Annotated in this window: 23 protein-coding genes; 11 read left to right on the forward strand and 12 right to left on the reverse strand. The window is 68.9% G+C overall.

Annotation, left to right across the window (positions count from 1 at the left end):
• Positions 1 to 42: 42 nt before the first annotated feature.
• Positions 43 to 1,491 (reverse strand): MocR-like pyridoxine biosynthesis transcription factor PdxR, encoded by a 1,449-nt coding sequence (gene pdxR, locus QTI51_RS35225; protein ID WP_503011573.1) that lies wholly within the window; start codon positions 1,489 to 1,491, stop codon positions 43 to 45.
• 158 nt (positions 1,492 to 1,649) lie between these two features.
• Here pdxR and QTI51_RS35230 point away from each other — a divergent pair, with 158 nt between their 5' ends.
• Both QTI51_RS35230 and QTI51_RS35235 read left to right on the forward strand, forming a co-directional pair.
• Positions 1,650 to 2,279: an FMN-binding negative transcriptional regulator gene (locus QTI51_RS35230; RefSeq protein ID WP_286517652.1), complete on the forward strand. Its 630-nt coding sequence runs from the start codon at positions 1,650 to 1,652 to the stop codon at positions 2,277 to 2,279.
• 161 nt (positions 2,280 to 2,440) lie between these two features.
• Entirely contained in the window at positions 2,441 to 2,710 is a 270-nt protein-coding gene (locus QTI51_RS35235) for a hypothetical protein (protein WP_132749191.1), read from the forward strand.
• 27 nt (positions 2,711 to 2,737) lie between these two features.
• Here the strand turns inward: QTI51_RS35235 and QTI51_RS35240 are convergent, their stop codons facing one another.
• The 3 genes from QTI51_RS35240 to QTI51_RS35250 all read right to left on the reverse strand — a co-directional run bounded on the left by QTI51_RS35240 (position 2,738) and on the right by QTI51_RS35250 (position 4,370).
• Positions 2,738 to 3,475 (reverse strand): extensin-like domain-containing protein, encoded by a 738-nt coding sequence (locus QTI51_RS35240; protein WP_286517654.1) that lies wholly within the window; start codon positions 3,473 to 3,475, stop codon positions 2,738 to 2,740.
• 104 nt (positions 3,476 to 3,579) lie between these two features.
• Positions 3,580 to 3,915: a hypothetical protein gene (locus tag QTI51_RS35245; protein ID WP_286517655.1), complete on the reverse strand. Its 336-nt coding sequence runs from the start codon at positions 3,913 to 3,915 to the stop codon at positions 3,580 to 3,582.
• On the reverse strand, positions 3,903 to 4,370 hold the full coding sequence (locus QTI51_RS35250) for a hypothetical protein (RefSeq protein ID WP_132749189.1): 468 nt from the start codon (positions 4,368 to 4,370) through the stop codon (positions 3,903 to 3,905). The genes QTI51_RS35245 and QTI51_RS35250 overlap by 13 nt, the downstream gene beginning before the upstream one ends.
• Positions 4,371 to 4,584: 214 nt before the next feature.
• Here QTI51_RS35250 and QTI51_RS35255 point away from each other — a divergent pair, with 214 nt between their 5' ends.
• From QTI51_RS35255 to QTI51_RS35275, 5 genes are all read left to right on the forward strand, one after another.
• Complete coding sequence (locus QTI51_RS35255; RefSeq protein ID WP_286517656.1) at positions 4,585 to 5,358, forward strand: IclR family transcriptional regulator; 774 nt, start codon at positions 4,585 to 4,587, stop codon at positions 5,356 to 5,358.
• Between the two features lie 151 nt (positions 5,359 to 5,509).
• A complete protein-coding gene (locus QTI51_RS35260) occupies positions 5,510 to 6,541 on the forward strand; it encodes an ABC transporter substrate-binding protein (RefSeq protein ID WP_286517657.1) in 1,032 nt (343 codons plus the stop codon).
• Positions 6,541 to 7,404 (forward strand): ABC transporter ATP-binding protein, encoded by an 864-nt coding sequence (locus QTI51_RS35265; RefSeq protein WP_286517659.1) that lies wholly within the window; start codon positions 6,541 to 6,543, stop codon positions 7,402 to 7,404. The genes QTI51_RS35260 and QTI51_RS35265 overlap by 1 nt, the downstream gene beginning before the upstream one ends.
• Complete coding sequence (locus QTI51_RS35270; RefSeq protein ID WP_116914241.1) at positions 7,401 to 8,171, forward strand: ABC transporter permease; 771 nt, start codon at positions 7,401 to 7,403, stop codon at positions 8,169 to 8,171. The genes QTI51_RS35265 and QTI51_RS35270 overlap by 4 nt, the downstream gene beginning before the upstream one ends.
• Positions 8,172 to 8,178: 7 nt before the next feature.
• Entirely contained in the window at positions 8,179 to 8,655 is a 477-nt protein-coding gene (locus QTI51_RS35275) for a nucleoside deaminase (protein ID WP_286517661.1), read from the forward strand.
• Positions 8,656 to 8,682: 27 nt separating this feature from the next.
• Here the strand turns inward: QTI51_RS35275 and QTI51_RS35280 are convergent, their stop codons facing one another.
• Positions 8,683 to 8,904: an oxidoreductase-like domain-containing protein gene (locus QTI51_RS35280; protein ID WP_116914239.1), complete on the reverse strand. Its 222-nt coding sequence runs from the start codon at positions 8,902 to 8,904 to the stop codon at positions 8,683 to 8,685.
• Positions 8,905 to 9,057: 153 nt separating this feature from the next.
• Here QTI51_RS35280 and QTI51_RS35285 point away from each other — a divergent pair, with 153 nt between their 5' ends.
• Positions 9,058 to 9,291: a hypothetical protein gene (locus QTI51_RS35285; protein ID WP_286517663.1), complete on the forward strand. Its 234-nt coding sequence runs from the start codon at positions 9,058 to 9,060 to the stop codon at positions 9,289 to 9,291.
• Between the two features lie 66 nt (positions 9,292 to 9,357).
• Entirely contained in the window at positions 9,358 to 9,750 is a 393-nt protein-coding gene (locus QTI51_RS35290) for a PIN domain-containing protein (RefSeq protein ID WP_286517664.1), read from the forward strand.
• 15 nt (positions 9,751 to 9,765) lie between these two features.
• Here QTI51_RS35290 and QTI51_RS35295 read toward each other — a convergent pair whose 3' ends face one another.
• Entirely contained in the window at positions 9,766 to 11,124 is a 1,359-nt protein-coding gene (locus QTI51_RS35295) for a sensor histidine kinase (protein ID WP_286517666.1), read from the reverse strand.
• Positions 11,121 to 11,819, reverse strand: coding sequence for a response regulator transcription factor (locus QTI51_RS35300; RefSeq protein WP_116914235.1), 699 nt, complete (start codon positions 11,817 to 11,819; stop codon positions 11,121 to 11,123). Before QTI51_RS35300 ends, QTI51_RS35295 begins: the two co-directional genes overlap by 4 nt.
• A 261-nt stretch (positions 11,820 to 12,080) precedes the next feature.
• On the opposite strand from QTI51_RS35300, the gene QTI51_RS35305 reads away from it, so the two are divergent.
• A complete protein-coding gene (locus tag QTI51_RS35305; RefSeq protein ID WP_286517669.1) occupies positions 12,081 to 12,782 on the forward strand; it encodes a phosphatase PAP2 family protein in 702 nt (233 codons plus the stop codon).
• Between the two features lie 14 nt (positions 12,783 to 12,796).
• Here QTI51_RS35305 and QTI51_RS35310 read toward each other — a convergent pair whose 3' ends face one another.
• Together QTI51_RS35310 and QTI51_RS35315 are read right to left on the reverse strand one after the other, a co-directional pair.
• Entirely contained in the window at positions 12,797 to 13,894 is a 1,098-nt protein-coding gene (locus QTI51_RS35310) for a threonine aldolase family protein (RefSeq protein WP_286517671.1), read from the reverse strand.
• 17 nt (positions 13,895 to 13,911) lie between these two features.
• Positions 13,912 to 14,907, reverse strand: a complete 996-nt coding sequence (locus QTI51_RS35315; RefSeq protein ID WP_286517673.1) for a Bug family tripartite tricarboxylate transporter substrate binding protein — start codon at positions 14,905 to 14,907, stop codon at positions 13,912 to 13,914.
• Positions 14,908 to 15,032: 125 nt separating this feature from the next.
• Between QTI51_RS35315 and QTI51_RS35320 the strand changes: the two genes are divergently transcribed.
• Complete coding sequence (locus tag QTI51_RS35320; RefSeq protein WP_286517675.1) at positions 15,033 to 15,914, forward strand: LysR family transcriptional regulator; 882 nt, start codon at positions 15,033 to 15,035, stop codon at positions 15,912 to 15,914.
• A 17-nt stretch (positions 15,915 to 15,931) separates the two neighbouring features.
• Here the strand turns inward: QTI51_RS35320 and lpxO are convergent, their stop codons facing one another.
• The 3 genes from lpxO to QTI51_RS35335 all read right to left on the reverse strand — a co-directional run bounded on the left by lpxO (position 15,932) and on the right by QTI51_RS35335 (position 19,076).
• Positions 15,932 to 16,828, reverse strand: coding sequence for a lipid A hydroxylase LpxO (gene lpxO, locus QTI51_RS35325; RefSeq protein WP_116914233.1), 897 nt, complete (start codon positions 16,826 to 16,828; stop codon positions 15,932 to 15,934).
• Between the two features lie 131 nt (positions 16,829 to 16,959).
• A complete protein-coding gene (locus QTI51_RS35330; RefSeq protein ID WP_286517677.1) occupies positions 16,960 to 18,345 on the reverse strand; it encodes a sensor histidine kinase in 1,386 nt (461 codons plus the stop codon).
• A gap of 47 nt (positions 18,346 to 18,392) precedes the next feature.
• On the reverse strand, positions 18,393 to 19,076 hold the full coding sequence (locus tag QTI51_RS35335) for a response regulator (protein ID WP_286517679.1): 684 nt from the start codon (positions 19,074 to 19,076) through the stop codon (positions 18,393 to 18,395).
• Positions 19,077 to 19,293: the final 217 nt, after the last annotated feature.

A 19,293-nucleotide genomic window follows, 5' to 3' on the forward strand; every position in this document is an offset into this window, starting at 1 on the left:
CGTGAAGGCTGTCAAGGCGGGTTTCACCAGCCTTCTGGCGAACTAGACCCTGCGAGCAACCTGCCGCGAAATGAAGTCGCTCGTCACCTGGCCCAGCGCGCAAACCCCTTCGTCGATCTCCGCCACCGTCAACCCCGCATACCCAAGAATGAACCCCGCAGCCCGCGCCTTCGCTCCCTTGCGGCTCGCGAACAGCGGCGACAGCGGATAGACGCCGACCCCCTTCTGCCGAGCCGCATCTGCCAAGGCCCCCTCGTCCACAGCCTTCAGGCCCGGCAGCCACAGCACCACATGCAGCCCCGCCGCCGTGCCGTCGACACGCGCATCGCGCGGCATGTAGCGCGCCACGGCGGCCAGCAACTCGGCACGCCGGCGCTCGTTCTCTCGACGCACACGCCGAACGTGCCGCTCGTAAGCGCCGCTGTCGATCAGCGATGCCAGCACGCGCTGGTCGAGCACGGGCGCATGGCGGTCGACCAGGCGCTTGGCGTGCCGGAACACGGGCACCAGTTCAACCGGCAGCACCAGGTAGCCCAGCCGAAGCTGCGGCGACAGCGCCTTCGAGAAGGTGCCTATGTAGATCACGCGGCCGTCGGTGTCGATGGACTGCAGCGCATCGATGGGGCGTTGGCCGTAGCGGAACTCGCCGTCGTAGTCGTCTTCCACCACCCACGCGCGGTTGCGCTGCGCCCACTGCAGCAGCGCCATGCGGCGCGCCACGGGCAGCACGCCGCCCAGCGGAAACTGGTGCGACGGCGTGACGAACGCGAGCCGCGCGCGGCCGTCCTGTGGCAGGCTGGCCGTGTCCAGCCCGTATGCGTCCACGCGCACGGGCGCCATGCGGGCGCCCACGGCTTCGAAACCGCGGCGTGCCATGAGGTAGCCCGGGTCCTCGAAGACGAAGTCGTCGCCAGGCTCCAGCAGCAGGCGCGCGCACAGGTCGATGCCCTGCTGCGAACCGTGCACGACCACGATCTGCTCCGCATCGCAGACGAGCCCCCGCGCGCGCCGGAGGTAGCCCTGCAAGGCGCGGCGCAACGACGCCTCGCCCTCGGGCGCCACGTAGAACAGGCTGGGTTGCCTGCGCAGCAGTTCGGCCTGGTAGGCGCGCCGCCAGACCAGCGTCGGAAAGTCGCGCGAGGCCACGGCGCCGTAGCGGAAGTCGATGGCCGCCGCGGGCGACGCCGGAATGGCGGGCATCTCGGTCGCGGCCACGCGGCGGCCATATGCGGACAAGGACACGGACAGGGGCACAGACAGGGACATGGACCGTCCCGCCTTGCCGCGCCGGCCCGGCACAGGGCGAATGGCTGGCGTTGCCACCGGCGGCGTAGCGACACGCGCGGCCCGCCCCGATGAGGTCAGCAGGAAGCCTTCTGCGGCCAGTTGCTCGAAGGCCGCGGTCACCGTGGTGCGCGAAATGCCCAGGTCGCTGGCCAGCGCGCGTGTGGACGGCACGCGCGCGCCCGCCGGCAGCGAGCCGTCGGCCATCTGCCCGCGCAGCAGTTCGTACACGCGGCGACCGGCGCCGGCCGATGCTTGTGAAGAGATTGACAAGACTGGCCCAGCCAAAAGTGGAAAAACTGGATCTTCTCACTGTGCCGGTCTGGCGCGACATTCGGGCTTTGCCAACCAGGCTTCGCCCACCGATGTACATCCCCCCGCATTTCGCCGAGAGCCGCCCCGAACCCCTGCACCGCGTGATGCGCGAGCACCCGCTGGGCGCGCTGGTCACGCAAGGCCCTGACGGCTCGGGCTTGGACGCCGACCACATCCCGTTCGAGTTCGATGCAGACCAGGGGCCGCACGGCCTGCTGTCAGCCCATGTCGCGCGCGCCAACCCGGTGTGGCAACGCTGCCCCTCGGGCAGCCCGGTGATGGTGATCTTCACCGGGCCGCAGGCCTACGTTTCGCCGAACTGGTACCCGAGCAAGCACGAGGCGCACCGCCAGGTGCCCACCTGGAACTACGAGGTCGTGCACGCGCACGGCATCCTCACCGTGCACGACGACGAACGCTTCGTGCGCCGCATCGTCGCGCGGCTCACGCGCCGCCATGAGGCCGACGAGCCCAAGCCCTGGAAGATGGGCGACTCCGAGCCGGAGTTCATCGACGGCATGCTGCGCAACATCGTCGGCATCGAGATTGCGCTGACCTCGCTGGTCGGCAAGTTCAAGCTGAGCCAGAACAAGGCGCATCGTGACCGCGTCGGTGCATCGGACGCGCTGGAGGCGCGCGGGCACGGCGCGCTGGCGGGCCTGATGCGGCCGGAGGATTGAGCGCCGAACGGCGCTGTTACCTGTCCTGCATCCCTTTCTTTCCTGCCCCGAACTCCGGTTTTCGTAACGACTTGCGAATTATTGACGTTTGTATACATTTGTCGCACCAGTTTGGGGCCGACCGGTGCGGCAGAAAAACACCGGGTACATGGAGGATAGAGATGCCACTCTTTTGCCTGATGCGGCTTCAGCACGCGCGGTTTCCACTTCGCCTGGACCGCCCGGAAGACGTGCGGCGCATTTCCGTGCTGGCCGCCACGGGCCTGGTCGAAGCCGAATTCGCCACGCCAGCGGCCAACACCGGCGCCTACCTGGCGCCGCAGGTCGTGGTGGTGAAGGGCATCACGGACGATGGACGGCAGGAGCTGCGGCAGTTCGTCGGGGAGCGCGCGAGCCGCAAGGCCAAGGGCCTGGCGAACGGGAATGCCTGAGCGCCGGAGCATGGACGCTCACCAGCGTCAACGGCACATCGTGTAGCCGCCGGTTTCCAGGTGGAAGTGATCGCGGTGCACGGCGTTGTAGTCCGGGCCGAGCACGCCGTCGAAGAAGCGGCATGCGCCCCGGTGCGCGTCGCGCAGCAGCAGTGCGGTGGGGTTGTCGGCGGCGGCGATATCCGCAACAGCTTCGCGTGGCCAGTCCTGCAGCACGGTGATGCGGCGGCCATCGGCCAGCGTAAGGCCGGCGATGTCCAGCGCATTCGCCGTCGCGTGGCGGCTGCGTGATGCCTGGGGCGCTGGGTTGGCGGACGCGCTTCGCCCCGCGTCAGGCGGCGCGCCTTCGCCGCGGTTGATGTTGCGGCACGCATAGCTGCCCAGGTGCTCGACGGCCACCACCGGCTGGCCGAAGCGCTGTTCGGCGGCAGGTTGAAGCGCATGCGTTTCCCACATGAAGAACGACAGCGCCATCGGGCAGCTCAGCGAAGGCGCCGCCGGGTTCAGCCGCACACCGGCCGAGCGCAGCCGCACTGCGTTCTGGAAGCCGCAGCCGGGGCCTGTCTCGCGGTCGGGCAGCAGGTCGTAGTGCATGCCCGTTCGCTCGAGCGCCGCCAGGCAACGGGCCGGCTCCGCGCGTGCCCGCGCAAGCTTGAAGCCGGTGAGCAAGTCGGGCGGCGCCTTGGCATCGAGCGGTGCCCATGGATCGAAGCGCTCAGGAATCTTCACCGCGCCGGTGCCCACGCCCCAGCCGGCCGCCGCCACGCAAGCGCACAGCGCAAGCCAGAACCAGCGCCCGGGGCGCCGGGGTGATGGAGGAGCAGGAGGCAAAAGGCGGCGCCCCAGCGTTCAGTGGCGGTCGAGCCTGGTCAGCCCACTTCCTTCAGTGAAGAAAGGTTCACCGGCCCGTCCTGGCTGGCGAACGTCGGCGCGCCGCCCTCGGCGTTTTGCTGCTTCTGGCTCACGCCGGAGATGCGGTGGCTGCCGGTATCGTATTGCCTGACCCGCCCGTTCTGCTCGACCGCGAGGCGCCGCTGCGCGGGAAAGAAGGCGTAGCGCACGCCGTTCTGGCCGCCGGTGCTGGAGGGGTCGGACAAGCCCGCGGGCCACCAGCTGTCGTCAGGCGGAGAGATCGGCTCCATCGCCTCCATGGGTTTCATCGGCTTCATCGGTGCCATGCCCTGCATCGGCTTCAGCGGTCCCACGGAAAGCTTCGGCCGTCGAAGTAGCGGCTTGCCGGCCGGTCGAACGCGAGCAGCAGGCCCGCAATCAACGCGCCGCCGGCCGCGGCGATCAGCACCGACTTCACGGGGTCGGCGGCAATCTGCTTCGAGCACGACTCCTGCCACTGCGCGGCCTGCTCCTTGAAGCTCGCGATCTTCTTGCCGGATTCGTTCACGGCGTTGCGGGCGTAGGCGCGGCCGGTGTCCACTGCGTCGGCGGCGACATCCTTGGCATCGGCGGCCACGCCGCGCGCGGTGTCGAGCGCCTCGCCGGCGGCGGCTTTCGCGTCGTCTAGGCCGGAGCGCACCGCCCGCGCGGTGTCGCCGGCGATGTCTTTCGCCTCGCCCGCCAGGCCGCTGGCGGCCCGTGCGGCGTCGTGGCCGGTCTGCCTGGCTTCGTCAGCCAATTGGGAAGGGGTCTTTGCATCGTCTGCCATGGCGGTCTTTCTCGGTCGGTGGATCGGGCGGGTTGCGAAGCGTCCATTTGCGCAACCCCGTGCCAGTCGTCATGTGGGGGGGCGCAGGCAACGCGTGTAGGCCAAGGCAACACGGGCCCGGGGCACGCGGCCGACGCGCCGGGCTCCGGCCGCACCGGCAGTGCCCACCGGTTGCGCCGAACCTATGATCCCCGGTCGCCAACCACCGAACACTATGAGCACCCTTGCCAACGCCATGGACGTCCTGAAGCTGATCGCGCGGCTGCGCCGCGACATCACGGTGACGGACGTGGTGACCGAGCTGGGCCTGCCCAAGAGCTCGGCCTCGCGCACGCTCAGCATGATGGCCAGCTACGGCTTTCTCGACCGCGATCCGGCCACGCGCGCCTACCGGCCGGGCGGCGTGATCATGGAAGCCTCGTACCACTTCCGCGCCTCGCGCAACGCGGCCTCGCTGGTGGAAGAAGCGCTGGACGCGCTGGTGCGCGAAACCAGCTTCACCGGCTACATCAACGTGCTCGACGGCGTGGACACGCTGGTGATCCAGATGCGCACCGGCGCCGGGGCGCTGCAGATCTATACGCCGCCGGGCAGCCGCGCGCCGGCCTACTCCAGCGCCATGGGCCGCGCGCTGCTGGCGCGCCTGGGCGACGACGAGGTCACGGCGCTGCTCGGCGCGCAGCTCGACAAGGGCCGCGGCGACGCGCCCCGCACGGGCAAGGACCTGCTCGCGCGGCTGGCCGTCATCCGCGAGAGCGGCTGGGCGCTGTCGCGCGGCGAATACGTGACCAACGTGGCCGGCATCTCGTCGGCGGTGTTCGACGCGGCCACGCGGCAGACCTACGCCTTCGGCATCGCCCTGCCCGCGGACATGCTGTCCGAAGCGCTGGTCGAGCGCTTCGGCGCCACCGTGCGCGACGCCGCGGCAAGCGTCGGCAAGCGCGTGGGCGACCCCTATTGGCTCTGTTTCGGTGCAACAAGCCCCTGAAACCGAAGGGATTTGCTGAAAAATCCCAGCGCAGGTGCGGCTAACGCACCACCTTGATTCACGGGAAGGGTTCGCACCAATCACGTGCGGGCACCGTTTTTGCTTGAATGCCGGCACTCCCTTGCATTCACCTTTCACGGACCGATCCCGCATGAACAAGCGCCACCTGCTCCAGTCCTTCCTCGCCGCCTCGGCCCTCAGCTTCGGCCTGAACGCGGCCTTTGCGCAGACCCCGACGCCGATCAAGTTCCAGCTCGACTGGCGCTTCGAAGGCCCGGCTGCATTGTTCCTGCACCCCGCGGCCAAGGGCTACTTCAAGGCCGCCGGCCTCGACGTGACCATCGACGCGGGCAACGGCTCGGGCGGCACCGTCACGCGCGTGGCCTCGGGCGCCTACGACATGGGCTTTGCCGACCTCGCGGCGCTGATGGAATTCCACGCCAACAACCCCGACAGCCCCAACAAGCCGGTGGCGGTGATGATGGTCTACAACAACACGCCCGCCTCGGTCATGGCGCTGAAGAAGAGCGGCATCGCCAAGCCCGCCGACCTTGCCGGCAAGAAGCTGGGCGCGCCGGTGTTCGACGCAGGCCGCCGCGCGTTCCCGATCTTCGCCAAGGCCAACAACATCGGCGCCGTCAACTGGACCGCCATGGACCCGACGCTGCGCGAGACCATGCTGATGCGCGGCGACGTCGACGCCATCACAGGCTTCACCTTCACCTCGCTGCTCAACCTGGAAGCGCGCGGCGCGAAGACGGCCGACGTGGTCATCCTCCCCTACCCCGACTACGGCGTGAAGCTGTATGGCAACGTGATCATCGCGTCGCCCAAGCTCATCAAGGAGCACCCGGAGGCGGTGAAGAAGTTCCTGTCGGCCTTTTCCAAAGGCGCGAAGGAAGTCATCGCCAACCCGGCCGTGGCCATCGAGTCGGTGAAGGCGCGCGACGGCATCATCGACAGCAAGCTCGAAACGCGCCGCCTGCAGCTGGCCATCGACACCGTCATCAACAGCGCCGACGCGCGCGCCGAAGGCTTCGGCGCGGTGAACGCGGGCCGCATGTCGCTCATGGCCTCGCAGGTGTCGGACGCCTTCAACACCAAGACGCGCGTGAGCCCCGACGCGGTGTGGACGGCGGCGCTGCTGCCGCCGGCGGCCGAGCTGAACGTGCTGAAGAAGTGATGGCGAACGACGCCACGCAAGCGGCAGCTCCCTTCGTCGACTTCCAGGACGTCTGGCTCGCCTACAACGAGGAACTGCTGCGCGAGAACCACTTTGCGGTCGAGGCCATCGACCTGAAGGTCAGGCGCGGCGAGTTCATTGCCATCGTCGGCCCTTCGGGCTGCGGCAAGTCGACCTTCATGAAGCTCACCACGGGGCTGAAGATGCCCTCGATGGGCAAGATCCGCATTGACGGCCAGCCCGTGACCGGGCCGCTGAAGATCTCGGGCATGGCCTTCCAGGCGCCTTCGCTGCTGCCGTGGCGCACCACGGTCGACAACGTGCTGCTGCCGCTGGAAATCGTCGAGCCCTACCGCTCCAGCTTCAAGGCCAGGCGCAAGGAGTACGTGGAGCGCGCGCGCAAGCTGCTGCAGAAGGTGGGCCTCGCGGGCTATGAAGACAAGTTTCCGTGGCAGCTCTCCGGCGGCATGCAGCAGCGCGCGAGCATCTGCCGCGCGCTCATCCACGAGCCCAAGATGCTGCTGCTCGACGAGCCCTTCGGCGCGCTCGACGCGTTCACGCGCGAAGAGCTGTGGTGCATCCTGCGCGACCTGTGGACCGAGCAGCAGTTCAACGTCATCCTGGTGACGCACGACCTGCGCGAATCGGTGTTCCTGGCCGACACGGTGTACGTGATGAGCAAGAGCCCGGGGCGCTTCGTGGTCAAGCGCGACATCGAGTTGCCGCGCCCGCGCGAGCTGGAGCTGACCTACACCAAGGAGTTCACCGACATCGTGCTGGAGCTGCGCAGCCACATCGGCGCCATCCGCAACACCGGCGTCAGCGCCGCCCAAACTGCCGCCGCAGCAGGAGCCGCCGCATGAAGAACACCCGGCAAATCGAACGCTGGTCGCCCTGGCTGCTGCTGGTCGCGGTGCTGCTGCTGTGGCAGGTCGTGTGCGCGGGCTTCGAGGTTTCGGACTTCATCTTTCCGAGCCCGCTGCGCATCTGGAACCAGTTCTGGGAATACAAGGAAATCATCGCGGGCCATGCGTGGCGCACCTTTTGGGTCACGATGGCGGGCTTTGGCCTGGCGATCGTGGTGGGCGTGCTGCTGGGCTTCGTCATCGGCAGCTCGCGCATCGCTTATGCGGCCGTGTACCCGCTCATGACGGCGTTCAACGCGCTGCCCAAGGCGGCCTTCGTGCCCATCCTGGTGGTGTGGTTCGGCATCGGCGTGGGGCCGGCGATCCTCACGGCGTTCTTGATCAGCTTCTTCCCGATCATGGTGAACATCGCCACCGGCCTCGCCACGCTCGAGCCCGAGCTGGAAGACGTGCTGCGCGTGCTGGGCGCCAAGCGTTGGGACGTGCTCATGAAGATCGGCCTGCCGCGCTCCATGCCCTACTTCTTCGGCTCGCTGAAGGTCGCCATCACGCTGGCTTTCGTCGGCACCACGGTGAGCGAGATGACGGCCGCCAACGAGGGCATCGGCTACCTGCTGATTTCCGCCGGCTCGGCCATGCAGATGGGCCTGGCCTTCGCGGGCCTGATGGTGGTGGGCGCGATGGCCATGCTGATGTACGAACTGTTCAGCGTGATCGAGAAGCACACCACGGGCTGGGCGCACCGCGGCTCGCAGAACCAGTGAGCGCCCGATGACGCGAGACCAGGTCATTCGCGCGCTGCGCCGCGCCGACGAGGTGGCCCGCCGCGCGATGGCCATGGGCCGCCACCCGTTCGGCGCCGTGCTCGTCGCGCCCGACGGCGAGACCGTGCTCGCCGAGCAGGGCAACATCGACACGGTGCATCACGCCGAGGCCACGCTGGCGCGCCACGCGGCGCTGAACTGGCCGCCCGAGTACCTGTGGCAGTGCACGCTGGTAACCACCTTCGAGCCCTGCGCCATGTGCGCGGGCACCAGCTACTGGGCGAACATCGGGTGCGTCGTCTATGGCGCGCAAGAGTCGGCGCTGCTCGCGCTCACGGGTGACCACCCCGAGAACCCAACGCTGAGCCTGCCCTGCCGCGAAGTGTTCGCGCGCGGGCACAAGAACATCGAGGTGATCGGGCCGGTGCCCGAAGTGGCCGACGAGATGGTGGCCACGCACCGGGGTTTCTGGGAAACGCGCTGAGGCGCCGGCGACAGCGGGGGCCGCGACTCACTCCAGCATCAGCGACGCCTCGTCGCGCCAGTAGTTCACCGCGGCCAGCCAGCCCTCCCACACGCAGCCGTTGCAGCCACGCCCGCAGCAGGTGGTGGGCTCGGGCGGCGGCGCGCGCATCGAGACACCCGCTGCATCAAGCACGGCCTGCACGCGAGCGATCAGCGCCTGGGCGCCGGCAAGGTTGGTGGGCTCGGGCAGGCGGTCGATGGCGTTCATGTCGGGAGAGGCATGGAGGGCTTGGTGTGGCCCGGCCGATTGTCGGGGCATCAATGCGCGGCGCAGGGCCTTGTGCCGCCTCGCCGGACGTCTTTGGCGAAACCTGTTGTACAACCGGGCGTCAACCCCAGTGACCCGGAGAGGAAGCCGCCCATGACCGCCATCGAAACCCGCCTGATCGAACGCCTGAAGCAACTGCCGCTCGGCCGCGTGGAGGTGGGCGACTTCATGGAGTCCTTGGCCGCGCGCGAGGAACGTAGCGCAGCCGCCGCGCGACTGGGCGAAGCCATGGCCAAGCTCGACGCCCTGGACAAGGCTGCGCTTTCCGAGGACGAGGTCGAGAACGAGTTGCAAGCCGCTCGCGAAGCGCGGCGCCGAGGCGCCTGAGGCCCCTGCACCGTACGTTTCGTTCTCGACACGAACCTGCTCGCCTCCGGCCTGCTCTTTTCATGATTGCCGCGCCAACTGCTCAACGCCGCGCGCGCACGCGAGTTCGAGCTGTGTAACAGCGAAGTGTTGCTGCCTGAATTGCTCGATGCGCTCATGCGCGACAAATTCGCTCTTCGTTTGGCGCAGGCCGGTCTCGCCGCGCACGGCCTCGTGGACGACCTGCGCAGTCTGGCCGTCGTGGTCTCGCCCGTGAACGTGCCACGGGCGGTGCCCACTGACCCTGATGACGATCACGTGCTGGCCGCGGCCCTCACCGGGGTGGCAGACCTTGTGGCCTCGGCCGACAAGCGCGACTTGCTGCCGCTGCGAAGCTGCGTCGGAATTCCGATCGCATGGCGCAGGAAGCCATGCAGCGCATCGCTGCCAGGTAGCGCCGCGGCGGCTCGCGTTCTTTAGCGCTCTGCCTCGCTGTCACGCACCAAGGTTCAACTCGAGCCGCATCTTCGCCCCGCCCGATTCGCTCGACCCGATGGTCAGCTGCCCGCCATGCAACCGCGCGACCTCGGCCACCAGGTGAAGCCCCAGCCCCGCCCCGCGCCCGCGCGGCACCAGCCGGTGGAACGGCGCCACCACGCGCTCGCGGTCGGCCTCCGGAATGCCCGGGCCCGAGTCGAGCACCTCGAAACCCGAGGGCTCCCACAGCCGCACCTGGATGTCGCAGCCCTGCCCGCCGTGCTCGATGGCGTTCTGGATCAGGTTGGCCAGCGCGCGCTCCAGCGAGGGCGCATCGCCGCGCACCCACAGCGGCCGAGGCGCGTCGACCGAGAGCGTGCAGCGGTTCATGATGGCCAGCGGCGCGATGTCGCCGGCCATGCGCTCGCACAGCGCCTTCAAGTCGACCTGCGGCCACTCCTGCGCGGCGATGCGGTCCAGCCGCTGCAGGTCGAGCAGCTGCTCGGCCAGCGTGGCCAGCCGCGCCGAGGCCTGCATCAGCTTCACCTTCAGCGGGTCGTGCGGCAGGCCCTCGATGTTGATCTGCAGCGTGGTGATGGGCGTGCGCAGCTCATGCGCGGCGTCGGCCAGGAAGCGCTCCTGCCGGTCGTAGCCTTCGTTGAGCCGGTCGAAGGCGCGGTTCACGGCGTTGACCAGCGGGCGGATCTCGCTGGCCACGTTGGCCAGCGGCAGCCGCGTGGTGCGCTCGTGCACGTCGATGCCCTCGGCATGCTCGGCCGTGGCCACCACGCCCTTCAGGCCGCGCTTCACCACGAAGGGCGTGGCCAGGATCACGCCCAGGCAGGTGACCAGCGCCATGGGCGCGACCAGGAACAGGAACGCGATGCCGGTGCCCTTGAGCGTGTTGCGCACGGTGAGCGGGCCGCCGGTCTGCGCCATCACGCTGACGGGGCCGGCGCGGCTGTCGACGCGCTCGAAGCGGGCCTTGGGCCGGGTGCTGTCGGGCTCGGGGTTGATGGCCACGCGCTCCAGTCCGTCGAACGCGGCGAGCAGCTTGAGGTACTCCGGCGGCACCTCGCCATGGCGCAGTTCCGCGCCGCGGCCGTCGCGCACGATGAACCACAACGGCGGATGGGCCTTCTGCAGCCGCTGCAGCTCGGGCGTGGGTTCGGCCGACAGCCGGCCGTCGGCGCTGCGCACCAGCGCGCGCTGGATGGCGGCCACCGTTTCCTGCCCGGTCTCGTCGACCACGCGGCCCAGCACCCAGGCCAGACCGAGAAAACCGCCCATCACCAGCAGGCCGACCACCACCTGCAGCAAGATCAGGCTCCAGATGAGCCGCCAGCGCAGCGACAGCAGGCTCAGGCCCAGGCTCATCGCTCCGCCGCCGCTTCTGGCGGCGGCGCCGCGCAGATCAGGTAGCCCACGCCGCGAATCGCGTGGATCTCGACCTGCGCGCCGGCCTTGTCGAGCTTGGAGCGCAGCCGAGAGACATGCGTGTCGAGTGCGTTCGACTGGATCTCGTCGCGGTCGCCGTACACGCGCTCCTGCATGGCCTCGCGCAGCACGGTGCGGCCGCGGTGTTCCAGCAGCGCCTCCAGCACCAGCAGCTCGCGCCGTGGCAGCGTGATGCTTGCCTCGCCCACGTAGGCCTGGCGCAGGTGATGGTCGAAGCGCAGCTGTGCCAGCGCCATGACGGGTTGCGCGCGCACCGCGGGGCGCCGTGCCAGCGCGCGCACGCGCGCCATCAGCTCGTCCATCGAGAAGGGCTTGGCCAGGTAGTCGTCGGCGCCACCGTCCAGGCTCAGCACGCGCTCGGCCACGTCGCTCATGGCGGTGAGCACCAGCACGGCAGTGGCGATGTCGTTCTGCCGCAGAAAGCCCACCAGCGACAGGCCGTCGCCGTCGGGCAGGCCGCGGTCGAGCACGACCACGTCGTGCTGCGCGCACAGCACCGCCTCTTCGGCCTCGCGCAGCGAACCGGCCACGTCGACCACCGCCTGGTTCTGCCGCAATGCCGAGGCCAGCGCTTGCGCCAGGTCGACTTCGTCTTCGACGAGCAGGATTCTCATGGGGCGTTGTGCAAGGGACGGGACAGAGGAAGGGCGAGGAGCGAGGGGCGAGCGGGAACTGGGGCGCGAAAAGGCCGGTCATTCTAGGAGAGCGTCGATCGCAGAAGGCGCAATGTTCAGGCAATGCAGGCGCCTAAGCTGGGGCGGTATTCCACCCAGGCGCTCACTGAACCCGGCGCCCAACCCACCCCAGTTTTCGCGAGCGCAGCATCGGTGACCTCCCGTCCGGCGATTTCCTCTCCTCCGTCCTCCGTGGTCTCCATGACCGCCGTGAACTCGGCAGCCTCCCTGGCTTCCAGCCCGGCGGTCGCCTGGTACCTGGCGCTGGCCCGGCGCATCGCCACGCTCTGGGTGCCGAAGATGGTGGGCACCACGCTGGGCATCTCGGGCTTCTTCTTCCTGTACTTCTGGGTGATGCACAACCCGCTGGGGCAGCCCACGGTGATGCCGCTCACGCCCCTGGACCACTGGGTGGGCGTGAGCGACGACGCGATGCTGCTGTACGGCTCGCTGTGGTTCTACATTTCGCTGCCGCCGGCCTTCGCAAAGAACAAGGCCGAGCTGTGGGCATGCGCGCGCGACGCCGCGCTGATGGCCGCGGTCGGGCTGGTGGTGTTCTGGGTGTTTCCGACGGTGGTGCCGGCCTTTGCGGTCGACTGGGCGCAGTACCCGGCGCTGCAGTTCCTGAAGAGCGCCGACGCGGGGGGCAACGCGTTTCCGTCGCTGCACGTCGCCTTCGCGGTGCTGGCTGCCGTGCAACTCGGCCGGCAGCTGCGCAGCGTGGGCGCGCCCGCAGGGCTGCGCGTGGTCAACCTGCTGTGGGCCGTCGGCATCGTCTACTCGACGCTGGCCACGCGCCAGCATGTGCTGCTCGACGTGCTCGGCGGCGCGCTGCTGGCGGGCGCCATCAGCTGCGCGGGCAGCGTGCGCGACTGGCGCGTGTGGACCGAAGCCCGGGGCTGAGCTTCAGCCGAAGCTCAGGCCGCCGCGCCGGGCGGGTCTTGCATGCCCCGCGCAGGGTTCGCGGCCACCGCCGCGAAGGCGGCCAACGCCAGCTCGACTTCGCGCTCGCCCACATGCCGGTGCGTGACGCAGCGCAGCCGCTGCCGGCCCCATGAGCGCACCAGCACGCCCCGGCCCTTCAGCTCGCGCTCCCACTGCGCCGCATCGATGCCCGTGGCGCTCACATCGACCTGCACGATGTTGGTCTGCGGCGCGTTGGTGGCAAGCCCCGGCACCCGGCCGATGCCTTGCGCCAGCCGCCGGGCGACCGCATGGTCGTCGGCCAGCCGCGCCACCATCGACTCGACCGCCACCAGGCCCGCGGCCGCCACGATGCCGACCTGGCGCTGGCTGCCGCCCAGCATCTTGCGCAGCGACCGGGCGCGCTCGATGGTGGCGGCCGAGCCGGCGAGCACCGCGCCCATGGGCGCGCTGAGGCCCTTGGACAGGCACAGCGACACCGTGTCGGCGAAGGCCGTGATGTCCGCCGCCGGCACGCCGAGCGCGACCGCCGCGTGCAGGAGCCGGGCGCCGTCGAGGTGCACGCCGGCGCCCATGCGCTTCGACGCCTCGAACACGGCCCGCATGTGCGACAGCGGCAAGACGGCGCCGCCGGCGTTGTTGTGCGAGCTTTCCATGCACACGACACCGGTGCGCAGCTTGTAGCGCCCGGGTGCGAGCGCGTCGCCGAGCCGCTCCAGGTCCATGGCGCCCTCGACGCCCGCAATGCCCTCGTAGAAGGTACCGGTCAGCGCGCCCGCGCCGCGCTCGGTCACGTAGATGTGCGAGGCCGCCTCGGCCAGCACCAGCTCCTGGCGCCCGGCCTGCGCGAGGATCGCCAGCAGGTTGGCCATCGTGGCGCTGGGCACGTACAGCGCGGCCTCCTTGCCCAGCAGCGCGGCGGTGGTCGATTCCAGCTCGCGCGCCGTGGGGTCGCCGTCGAGGCCGTCGTCGCCCAACGGGGCGGTGGCCATGCGCTCGTACATCGCCGCAGTGGGCCGGGTGACGGTGTCGCTGCGCAGGTCAACGGTGGTCGCACCAATAGGGTCAGTCGTATCAGTCGCAGTGTTCATCATGGGAGCAGCTTGCGTCATTCGGCCGTCGCGCCGGACGCTTTCACGACCTCCGCCCATTTCTTGCGCTCGCTGTTCAAGAAGGCGTCGAACGCTTCCGGCGTGCCCGTGCGCACGTAGATGCCACGCGTGGCGAGGTTGGCCCGCACGTCGGGCGCGTCGAGCACACGGTTGATTTCCCTGTTCATGGTCTGCACAACGTTCTCCGGCGTCTTGGCCGGCACGACCACGCCGTAGAGCGTGTAGTACTCGAAGCCCTTGAAGCCGCTCTCGATGAAGGTGGGCACCTCGGGCAGCGAGGCGTCGCGGGTGCCCGAGGTGACGGCCAGCGCGCGCAGCTTGCGGTCCTTGATGAGCGGCAGCGCAGATACCAGCGACGAGATGTAGAAATCGACCTGCCCGCCCAGCATGTCGGTCATGGCCGGGCCGCCGCCCTTGTAGGGCACATGCAGCAGGCCGGCGCCAGTCGCCACGCGCAGGTTCTCGGCCACCAGGTGGCCCACCGTGCCGTTGCCCGAAGACGCATAGGCGAGCTGCTTTTTCTTCGCGCCCGCCAGCAGCGCCGCCAGGCTGTCGTAGGGGCTGGCCGCGTTCACCACCAGCACCGACACGCCGGTGCCCACCAGCGCCACGGGCGCGAGGTCTTTCGCGGGGTCGAAGTTCAGCTTCTTGTAGAGGAACTGGTTGACCGCGAGGTTGCTGGTTTCACCGAGCACCGCGGTGTAGCCGTCGGGTGGCGACTTGGCGCCGAACTCCAGCCCGATGTTGTTGCCCGCGCCGGGCTTGGTGTCGACCACCACCTGCCATCTGGCCTGCTCGCCCAGCTTGGCCGCGAGCAGCCGCGCCACGGCGTCGGTGCCGCCGCCCGGCGGGCTGGGGGAAACGAGGTGGATCGGGCGCTCGGGTACCCATGCGGCGGCGGCGTGTGCCTGCGAGGCGGGCAACCCGGGCAAGGCGAAGCTCAGCGCGAGAGCACTTGAGAGAGCGAAGGCATGGCGTCGTAGAAGGTTCATGGCGGGCGTTTCCAGTCTGTCAAAGCGGTGAATCAGCGCGGATGGAGGTGATGACGCCATTGATCCTAGGCACCCCATAGAATGAGTAAAGCGATATGTACAAACCTCAACTGTGAGGATTTCTCATGAATCTCACGCTGCTGGCCACGCTGCGAACCATCATCGAACAGGGCAGCTTCACCGCCGCCGCCGGGGTCGTCGGCTGCAGCCCGAGCGCGGTCAGCCTGCAGGTCAAGCAGCTGGAGCAGTACTTCGGCCGGCCGCTGTTCGACCGCTCCACGCGCGTGATGCTGCCGACCGACTTTGCGCGCGAAGTGGTGCATGCGGTGGGCGACTTTGCAGACCGGCTGCAAACGCTGCGCTCCCGCCCGGTGGTCGAGGTGGCGGGGCGCGTGCGGGTGGGCGTGATCACCAGCATGCAGAGCGACGTGCTGCCGCAGGCCCTGCATGCGCTGCGCCAGCGGCACCCCGCGCTCGACGTGGTGGTGCCGCCGCTGAACGACAGCGACGAACTGGTGTCCGAACTGAAGGCCGCGCGGCTCGACGTGGCCTTGCTGGTGCGGCCCGAATCGGGCGGCTCGCGCCGGCTGATCTGGCGCGAGCTGCACCGCCAGCCCTACGTGATGCTGGCGCCGCCGAACGCCACCGGAAAGAACGCGAAGCAGCTGCTGGAGGCGCACGACTGGGTCGGCTACGACCTCTCGCTGGCCGGCGGCCGCGTGGCCGCGCGCCATGTGCGCAGTCTGGTGCCGGGCGCGCGCTGCGTGATGGAGCTGCGCTCCATGGATGCCATCGTCGCGATGGTCGCCCAGGGCCTCGGGGTGTCGGTGGTGCCGCAGCCCCGGCGGCCGCTGGTGCGCGCCTACGCGGTGCGCGAGGTGGGGCTGGGAAGCCGCGCGCCGTTCAGGAAGCTGTCGCTGGTCTGGCGAAGCTCCGACGAAGGCAGTCGCAACGTGGAGGCGGTGGCGCAGGCCTTCAGCGAAGCGTTCGGGGCCCGCGCGGCGTAGCTTTTACGAGCGAAGCCTTACCAGAAGATCCAGAGCGCCAGGCCACCGAAGATGGCCCACTTCACCAGGTAGTACGCGCGCTTGTCCCAGGCCTTCAGGCGCTTGCCAACCACGCGGATCTGGTAGATGTACTTGAACGCGCGGTTGATGCCGCCCGTCTTGTCGCCGGCGTCGTTGGGCGAGCTCGCGGCGGCCAGCAGGTTCTTGGCGAACCAGCGGTTCACGGCGCTGGCCCAGCGGTATTTCAACGGCCGCTCGATGTCGCAGAACAGGATCACGCGGTCGTGGTCGGTGGTGTTCTCGGCGTAGTGAATGAAGGTTTCGTCGAACACCACGGCCTCGCCGTCGCGCCAGTGGTAGCGCTGGCCGTCCACGTCGATGTAGCAGCCTTCGACCCCAGGCGTCCACAGCCCCAGGTGATAGCGCAGCGAGCCGGCGAAGGGGTCGCGGTGGCGCACCAGGCGGCTGCCCGGCGGCAGCTCGGCGAACATGGCGGCCTTGATGGTGCCGATGCCCTTCAGCAGTTCGGTGGTGCGCGGGCACAGCACGGCGGCCGACGGATGCGCCTCGTCATACCACTTCAGGTAGAAGCGCTTCCAGCCGCTCTTGAAGAACGAATTGAAGCCCACGTCGTTGAACTGGCTGGAGGCCTTGATGCTGCCGCCGTTGCGCATGGCCAGCGCCTCTTCGCGAATGACTTCCCAGTTCTCCTCGAGGATGCGCATCTCGGGGAACTGCGCGGGCGAAAGGTACGGCGTACCAGGCACCTTCGAGAAAAGGTACATGAAGACGTTCAGCGGGGCGAGGAAGGTCGAGTGATCAGAGAGCTGTCTGAAGAACTTGTGACGGACCTGGCCCCGGAAGTGAACGTAGAGCGCGCTGAGCGCGAAGATGGCAAGAATGACCCACTTCATTGGTGAAAGTGTCCTGTAAACGGCGCCGGGAGGCAGCCCGCTAGTGTAAATCGTCGCCCAAAAATGGACCTGACCAGGCCTTTAGGGGGCATTTGCGGAGCCCCGGGCGCGCTTCGGGCCGCGCCAGCCGCTCAAGCGCACAACAAGGGCTGCGGCGCATCCGCCTCAGCCAGCGGCAGCCGCACGGTCGCCAGCAGACCGCCGCCCGCGGTATCCCCCAGCGTCACTTCTCCACCATGACGGTCGACCACCGACTTGACGATGGCCAGCCCCAACCCGCTGCCGCTCTGCGTCTGTTCCGGATTGCGAAAAAACCGGTCGAACACGCGCTCGCGCAGCGGCGGCGGAATGCCCGGGCCGCGGTCGGCCACGCTCAGCACGGCATGGTCGCCGTCGCGCGCCACATGCACCGTCACCGTCGTGCGTTCGGGGCTGTACTTGATGGCGTTGTTGATCAAGTTGTCGACCATCGAGGCCAGGCTTTCGCGCTCGCCCAGCACCGGCACCGTGCCGTGCGCGTCGTCGCACACCAGCTCCAGCTCCACCTGGCGGGCGCTGGCCAGCCCATCGATCATGGCCAGGCGGTCTTGCACCAGCGCGTCGAGCGACAACATCACCGGCAGGTTGTTGCCCGAGACCGCATCGCTGCGCATCAGCTGCAGCAGCTGCCCCACCAGGCGCGCGGCGCGGTCGTTGCTGCGCAGCAGGTTGCCCATGAGCTCGCGCTGGCCCTCGTCGGTGCTCTGCTCCTTCAGCGCCTCCACGTTCACGCGCATGGCGGCCAGCGGCGTGCGCAACTCGTGCGCCGCGTCGGCGATCAGGCTTCGCTCGCGCGAGGTGCTGTCGCGCACCCGCTGCAGCAGGCTGTTGATGCTCTGCACCAGCGGCTGCAGCTCCTTGTGCGGCGGCGCGTAGGACAGCGGCGTGAGGTCGGCCGGCCCGCGCTCGGCGGTTTCCTTGCTCACCTGGCGCCACGGCCGCAGCGCCAGCCGCACCGACAGCCACGCCGGGAACACCAGGAACGGAAGGCTGATGACCAGCGGCAGCAGGTAGAAGCCGCGGTTCAGCACCGTCACCGTCAACCGCCACACGCTGGGCTCTGCCAGCATCACGCGCGTGTCGGAGGTGGGCGACACCAGCGTGCGCGCACGCCATTCGCGATCGCCGGCCTTCACGGTCTCGATGCGGTTGGGGACGGTGTTCAAGATCACGGGCACGGCCGCCGTCGAGCGGTAGATCAGCCTGTCGCCCTGCCACACCTGCATGACCGGCGCGCTGTCGGAGGCGGCGTCGCCGTCGCCCACGGTCTCCAGCAGCGCGGCGTCGAAGGAGGCCAGGGTTTCCTGCTGGCGCTGCGGGTGGTCGGCCATGTTCTGCGAAATGGCGATCACGGTGTTGAAGATCTTGTCGTACTTCAGCAGCTCGGGGTCGTCGTACGAGTCGTACAGCAGCAGCGCGATGGTCATGGTCCACAGGAGCGCCACCACGGTCATCTGCGCCAGCAGCAAGCGCCGCATCAGGGAAGGCTGTTTCCAGTGCTTCCAGCGCCGCGCCAGCGCCTGCATCACTTGTTAGCGCTCCGCACCAGCGATTGCATGTCGATCACATAGCCGATGCCGCGCACCGTGCGGATGTAGCCCTGCCCGATCTTCTTGCGCAGGTTGGAAATGTGCACCTCCAGCGAGTTGCTGCCGTTGGCCTGCCCGCCGGGCAGCACCTGCTCTTCCATCACGCGGCGCGTGACCACGCGGCCGGTGCGCTTGAGCAGCAGCGCCAGCAGGTCGAACTCGCAGCGCGACAGCTCCACCGGCTCGCCGTCGACGATCACGCCGCGCGTCGGCTCGTGCAGCGCCAGGCCGCGCATGCGGATGGTCTCGTCGTTGAAGCCGTAGCTGCGGCGCGCCAGCGCCCGCACCCGCGACAGCAACTCGGCCAGCGCGAAGGGCTTGACCAGGTAGTCGTCGGCACCGTCGTCCAGGCTGCGCAGCCGGTCGGTCAGCGCGTCGCGCGCGCTCAGCACCAGCACCGGCAAGATCTGCTTGTCGCGCCGCAGGCGGAACAGCAGGTCGAGCCCGTCGCCGTCGGGCAGGCCCAGGTCGAGCAGCACCATGTCGAAGGTGCCGCCGTCGAGCGTGCGCAGGGCGTCGTCGAGCCGGCGCACCCACACCACGTCCATGCCCTGGTTGGCCAGCGCAATGCGCACGCCGTTGCCTAGATCAAGGTCGTCCTCGACGAGCAGGAGGTTCATGGGTGTACAGGCCGTGCGGCCCGAGGTGCTGGAGGAGGCCGAAGTATCTGCCAAGCCATTGCGGCGCACTTCAGGAAATCTTCATGAAGGGCCAAGGCGTCCTTCAGCCGCCGAACAGACACTGGAACGACACCTTCCAGAAAGCCCGTGCACGTGAATCGCCTCCTGAGTCGCCTCCCCCAACCGCCCGCCCCCGCCCCGTTTTTTCCACCCCGGC

The organism is Variovorax sp. J22G73 (genome assembly GCF_030317035.1).
Classification (GTDB): domain Bacteria; phylum Pseudomonadota; class Gammaproteobacteria; order Burkholderiales; family Burkholderiaceae_C; genus Variovorax.

Coding starts and splice junctions, on each gene's coding strand:
- pdxR (WP_503011573.1), bottom strand. CDS start 1,491: ATGGCCGACGGCTCGCTGCCGGCGGGCGCGCGCGTGCCGTCCACACGC.
- QTI51_RS35230 (WP_286517652.1), top strand. CDS start 1,650: ATGTACATCCCCCCGCATTTCGCCGAGAGCCGCCCCGAACCCCTGCAC.
- QTI51_RS35235 (WP_132749191.1), top strand. CDS start 2,441: ATGCCACTCTTTTGCCTGATGCGGCTTCAGCACGCGCGGTTTCCACTT.
- QTI51_RS35250 (WP_132749189.1), bottom strand. CDS start 4,370: ATGGCAGACGATGCAAAGACCCCTTCCCAATTGGCTGACGAAGCCAGG.
- QTI51_RS35255 (WP_286517656.1), top strand. CDS start 4,585: ATGAGCACCCTTGCCAACGCCATGGACGTCCTGAAGCTGATCGCGCGG.
- QTI51_RS35260 (WP_286517657.1), top strand. CDS start 5,510: ATGAACAAGCGCCACCTGCTCCAGTCCTTCCTCGCCGCCTCGGCCCTC.
- QTI51_RS35265 (WP_286517659.1), top strand. CDS start 6,541: ATGGCGAACGACGCCACGCAAGCGGCAGCTCCCTTCGTCGACTTCCAG.
- QTI51_RS35270 (WP_116914241.1), top strand. CDS start 7,401: ATGAAGAACACCCGGCAAATCGAACGCTGGTCGCCCTGGCTGCTGCTG.
- QTI51_RS35275 (WP_286517661.1), top strand. CDS start 8,179: ATGACGCGAGACCAGGTCATTCGCGCGCTGCGCCGCGCCGACGAGGTG.
- QTI51_RS35280 (WP_116914239.1), bottom strand. CDS start 8,904: ATGAACGCCATCGACCGCCTGCCCGAGCCCACCAACCTTGCCGGCGCC.
- QTI51_RS35285 (WP_286517663.1), top strand. CDS start 9,058: ATGACCGCCATCGAAACCCGCCTGATCGAACGCCTGAAGCAACTGCCG.
- QTI51_RS35295 (WP_286517666.1), bottom strand. CDS start 11,124: ATGAGCCTGGGCCTGAGCCTGCTGTCGCTGCGCTGGCGGCTCATCTGG.
- QTI51_RS35300 (WP_116914235.1), bottom strand. CDS start 11,819: ATGAGAATCCTGCTCGTCGAAGACGAAGTCGACCTGGCGCAAGCGCTG.
- QTI51_RS35305 (WP_286517669.1), top strand. CDS start 12,081: ATGACCGCCGTGAACTCGGCAGCCTCCCTGGCTTCCAGCCCGGCGGTC.
- QTI51_RS35310 (WP_286517671.1), bottom strand. CDS start 13,894: ATGAACACTGCGACTGATACGACTGACCCTATTGGTGCGACCACCGTT.
- QTI51_RS35315 (WP_286517673.1), bottom strand. CDS start 14,907: ATGAACCTTCTACGACGCCATGCCTTCGCTCTCTCAAGTGCTCTCGCG.
- QTI51_RS35320 (WP_286517675.1), top strand. CDS start 15,033: ATGAATCTCACGCTGCTGGCCACGCTGCGAACCATCATCGAACAGGGC.
- lpxO (WP_116914233.1), bottom strand. CDS start 16,828: ATGAAGTGGGTCATTCTTGCCATCTTCGCGCTCAGCGCGCTCTACGTT.
- QTI51_RS35330 (WP_286517677.1), bottom strand. CDS start 18,345: ATGCGGCGCTTGCTGCTGGCGCAGATGACCGTGGTGGCGCTCCTGTGG.
- QTI51_RS35335 (WP_286517679.1), bottom strand. CDS start 19,076: ATGAACCTCCTGCTCGTCGAGGACGACCTTGATCTAGGCAACGGCGTG.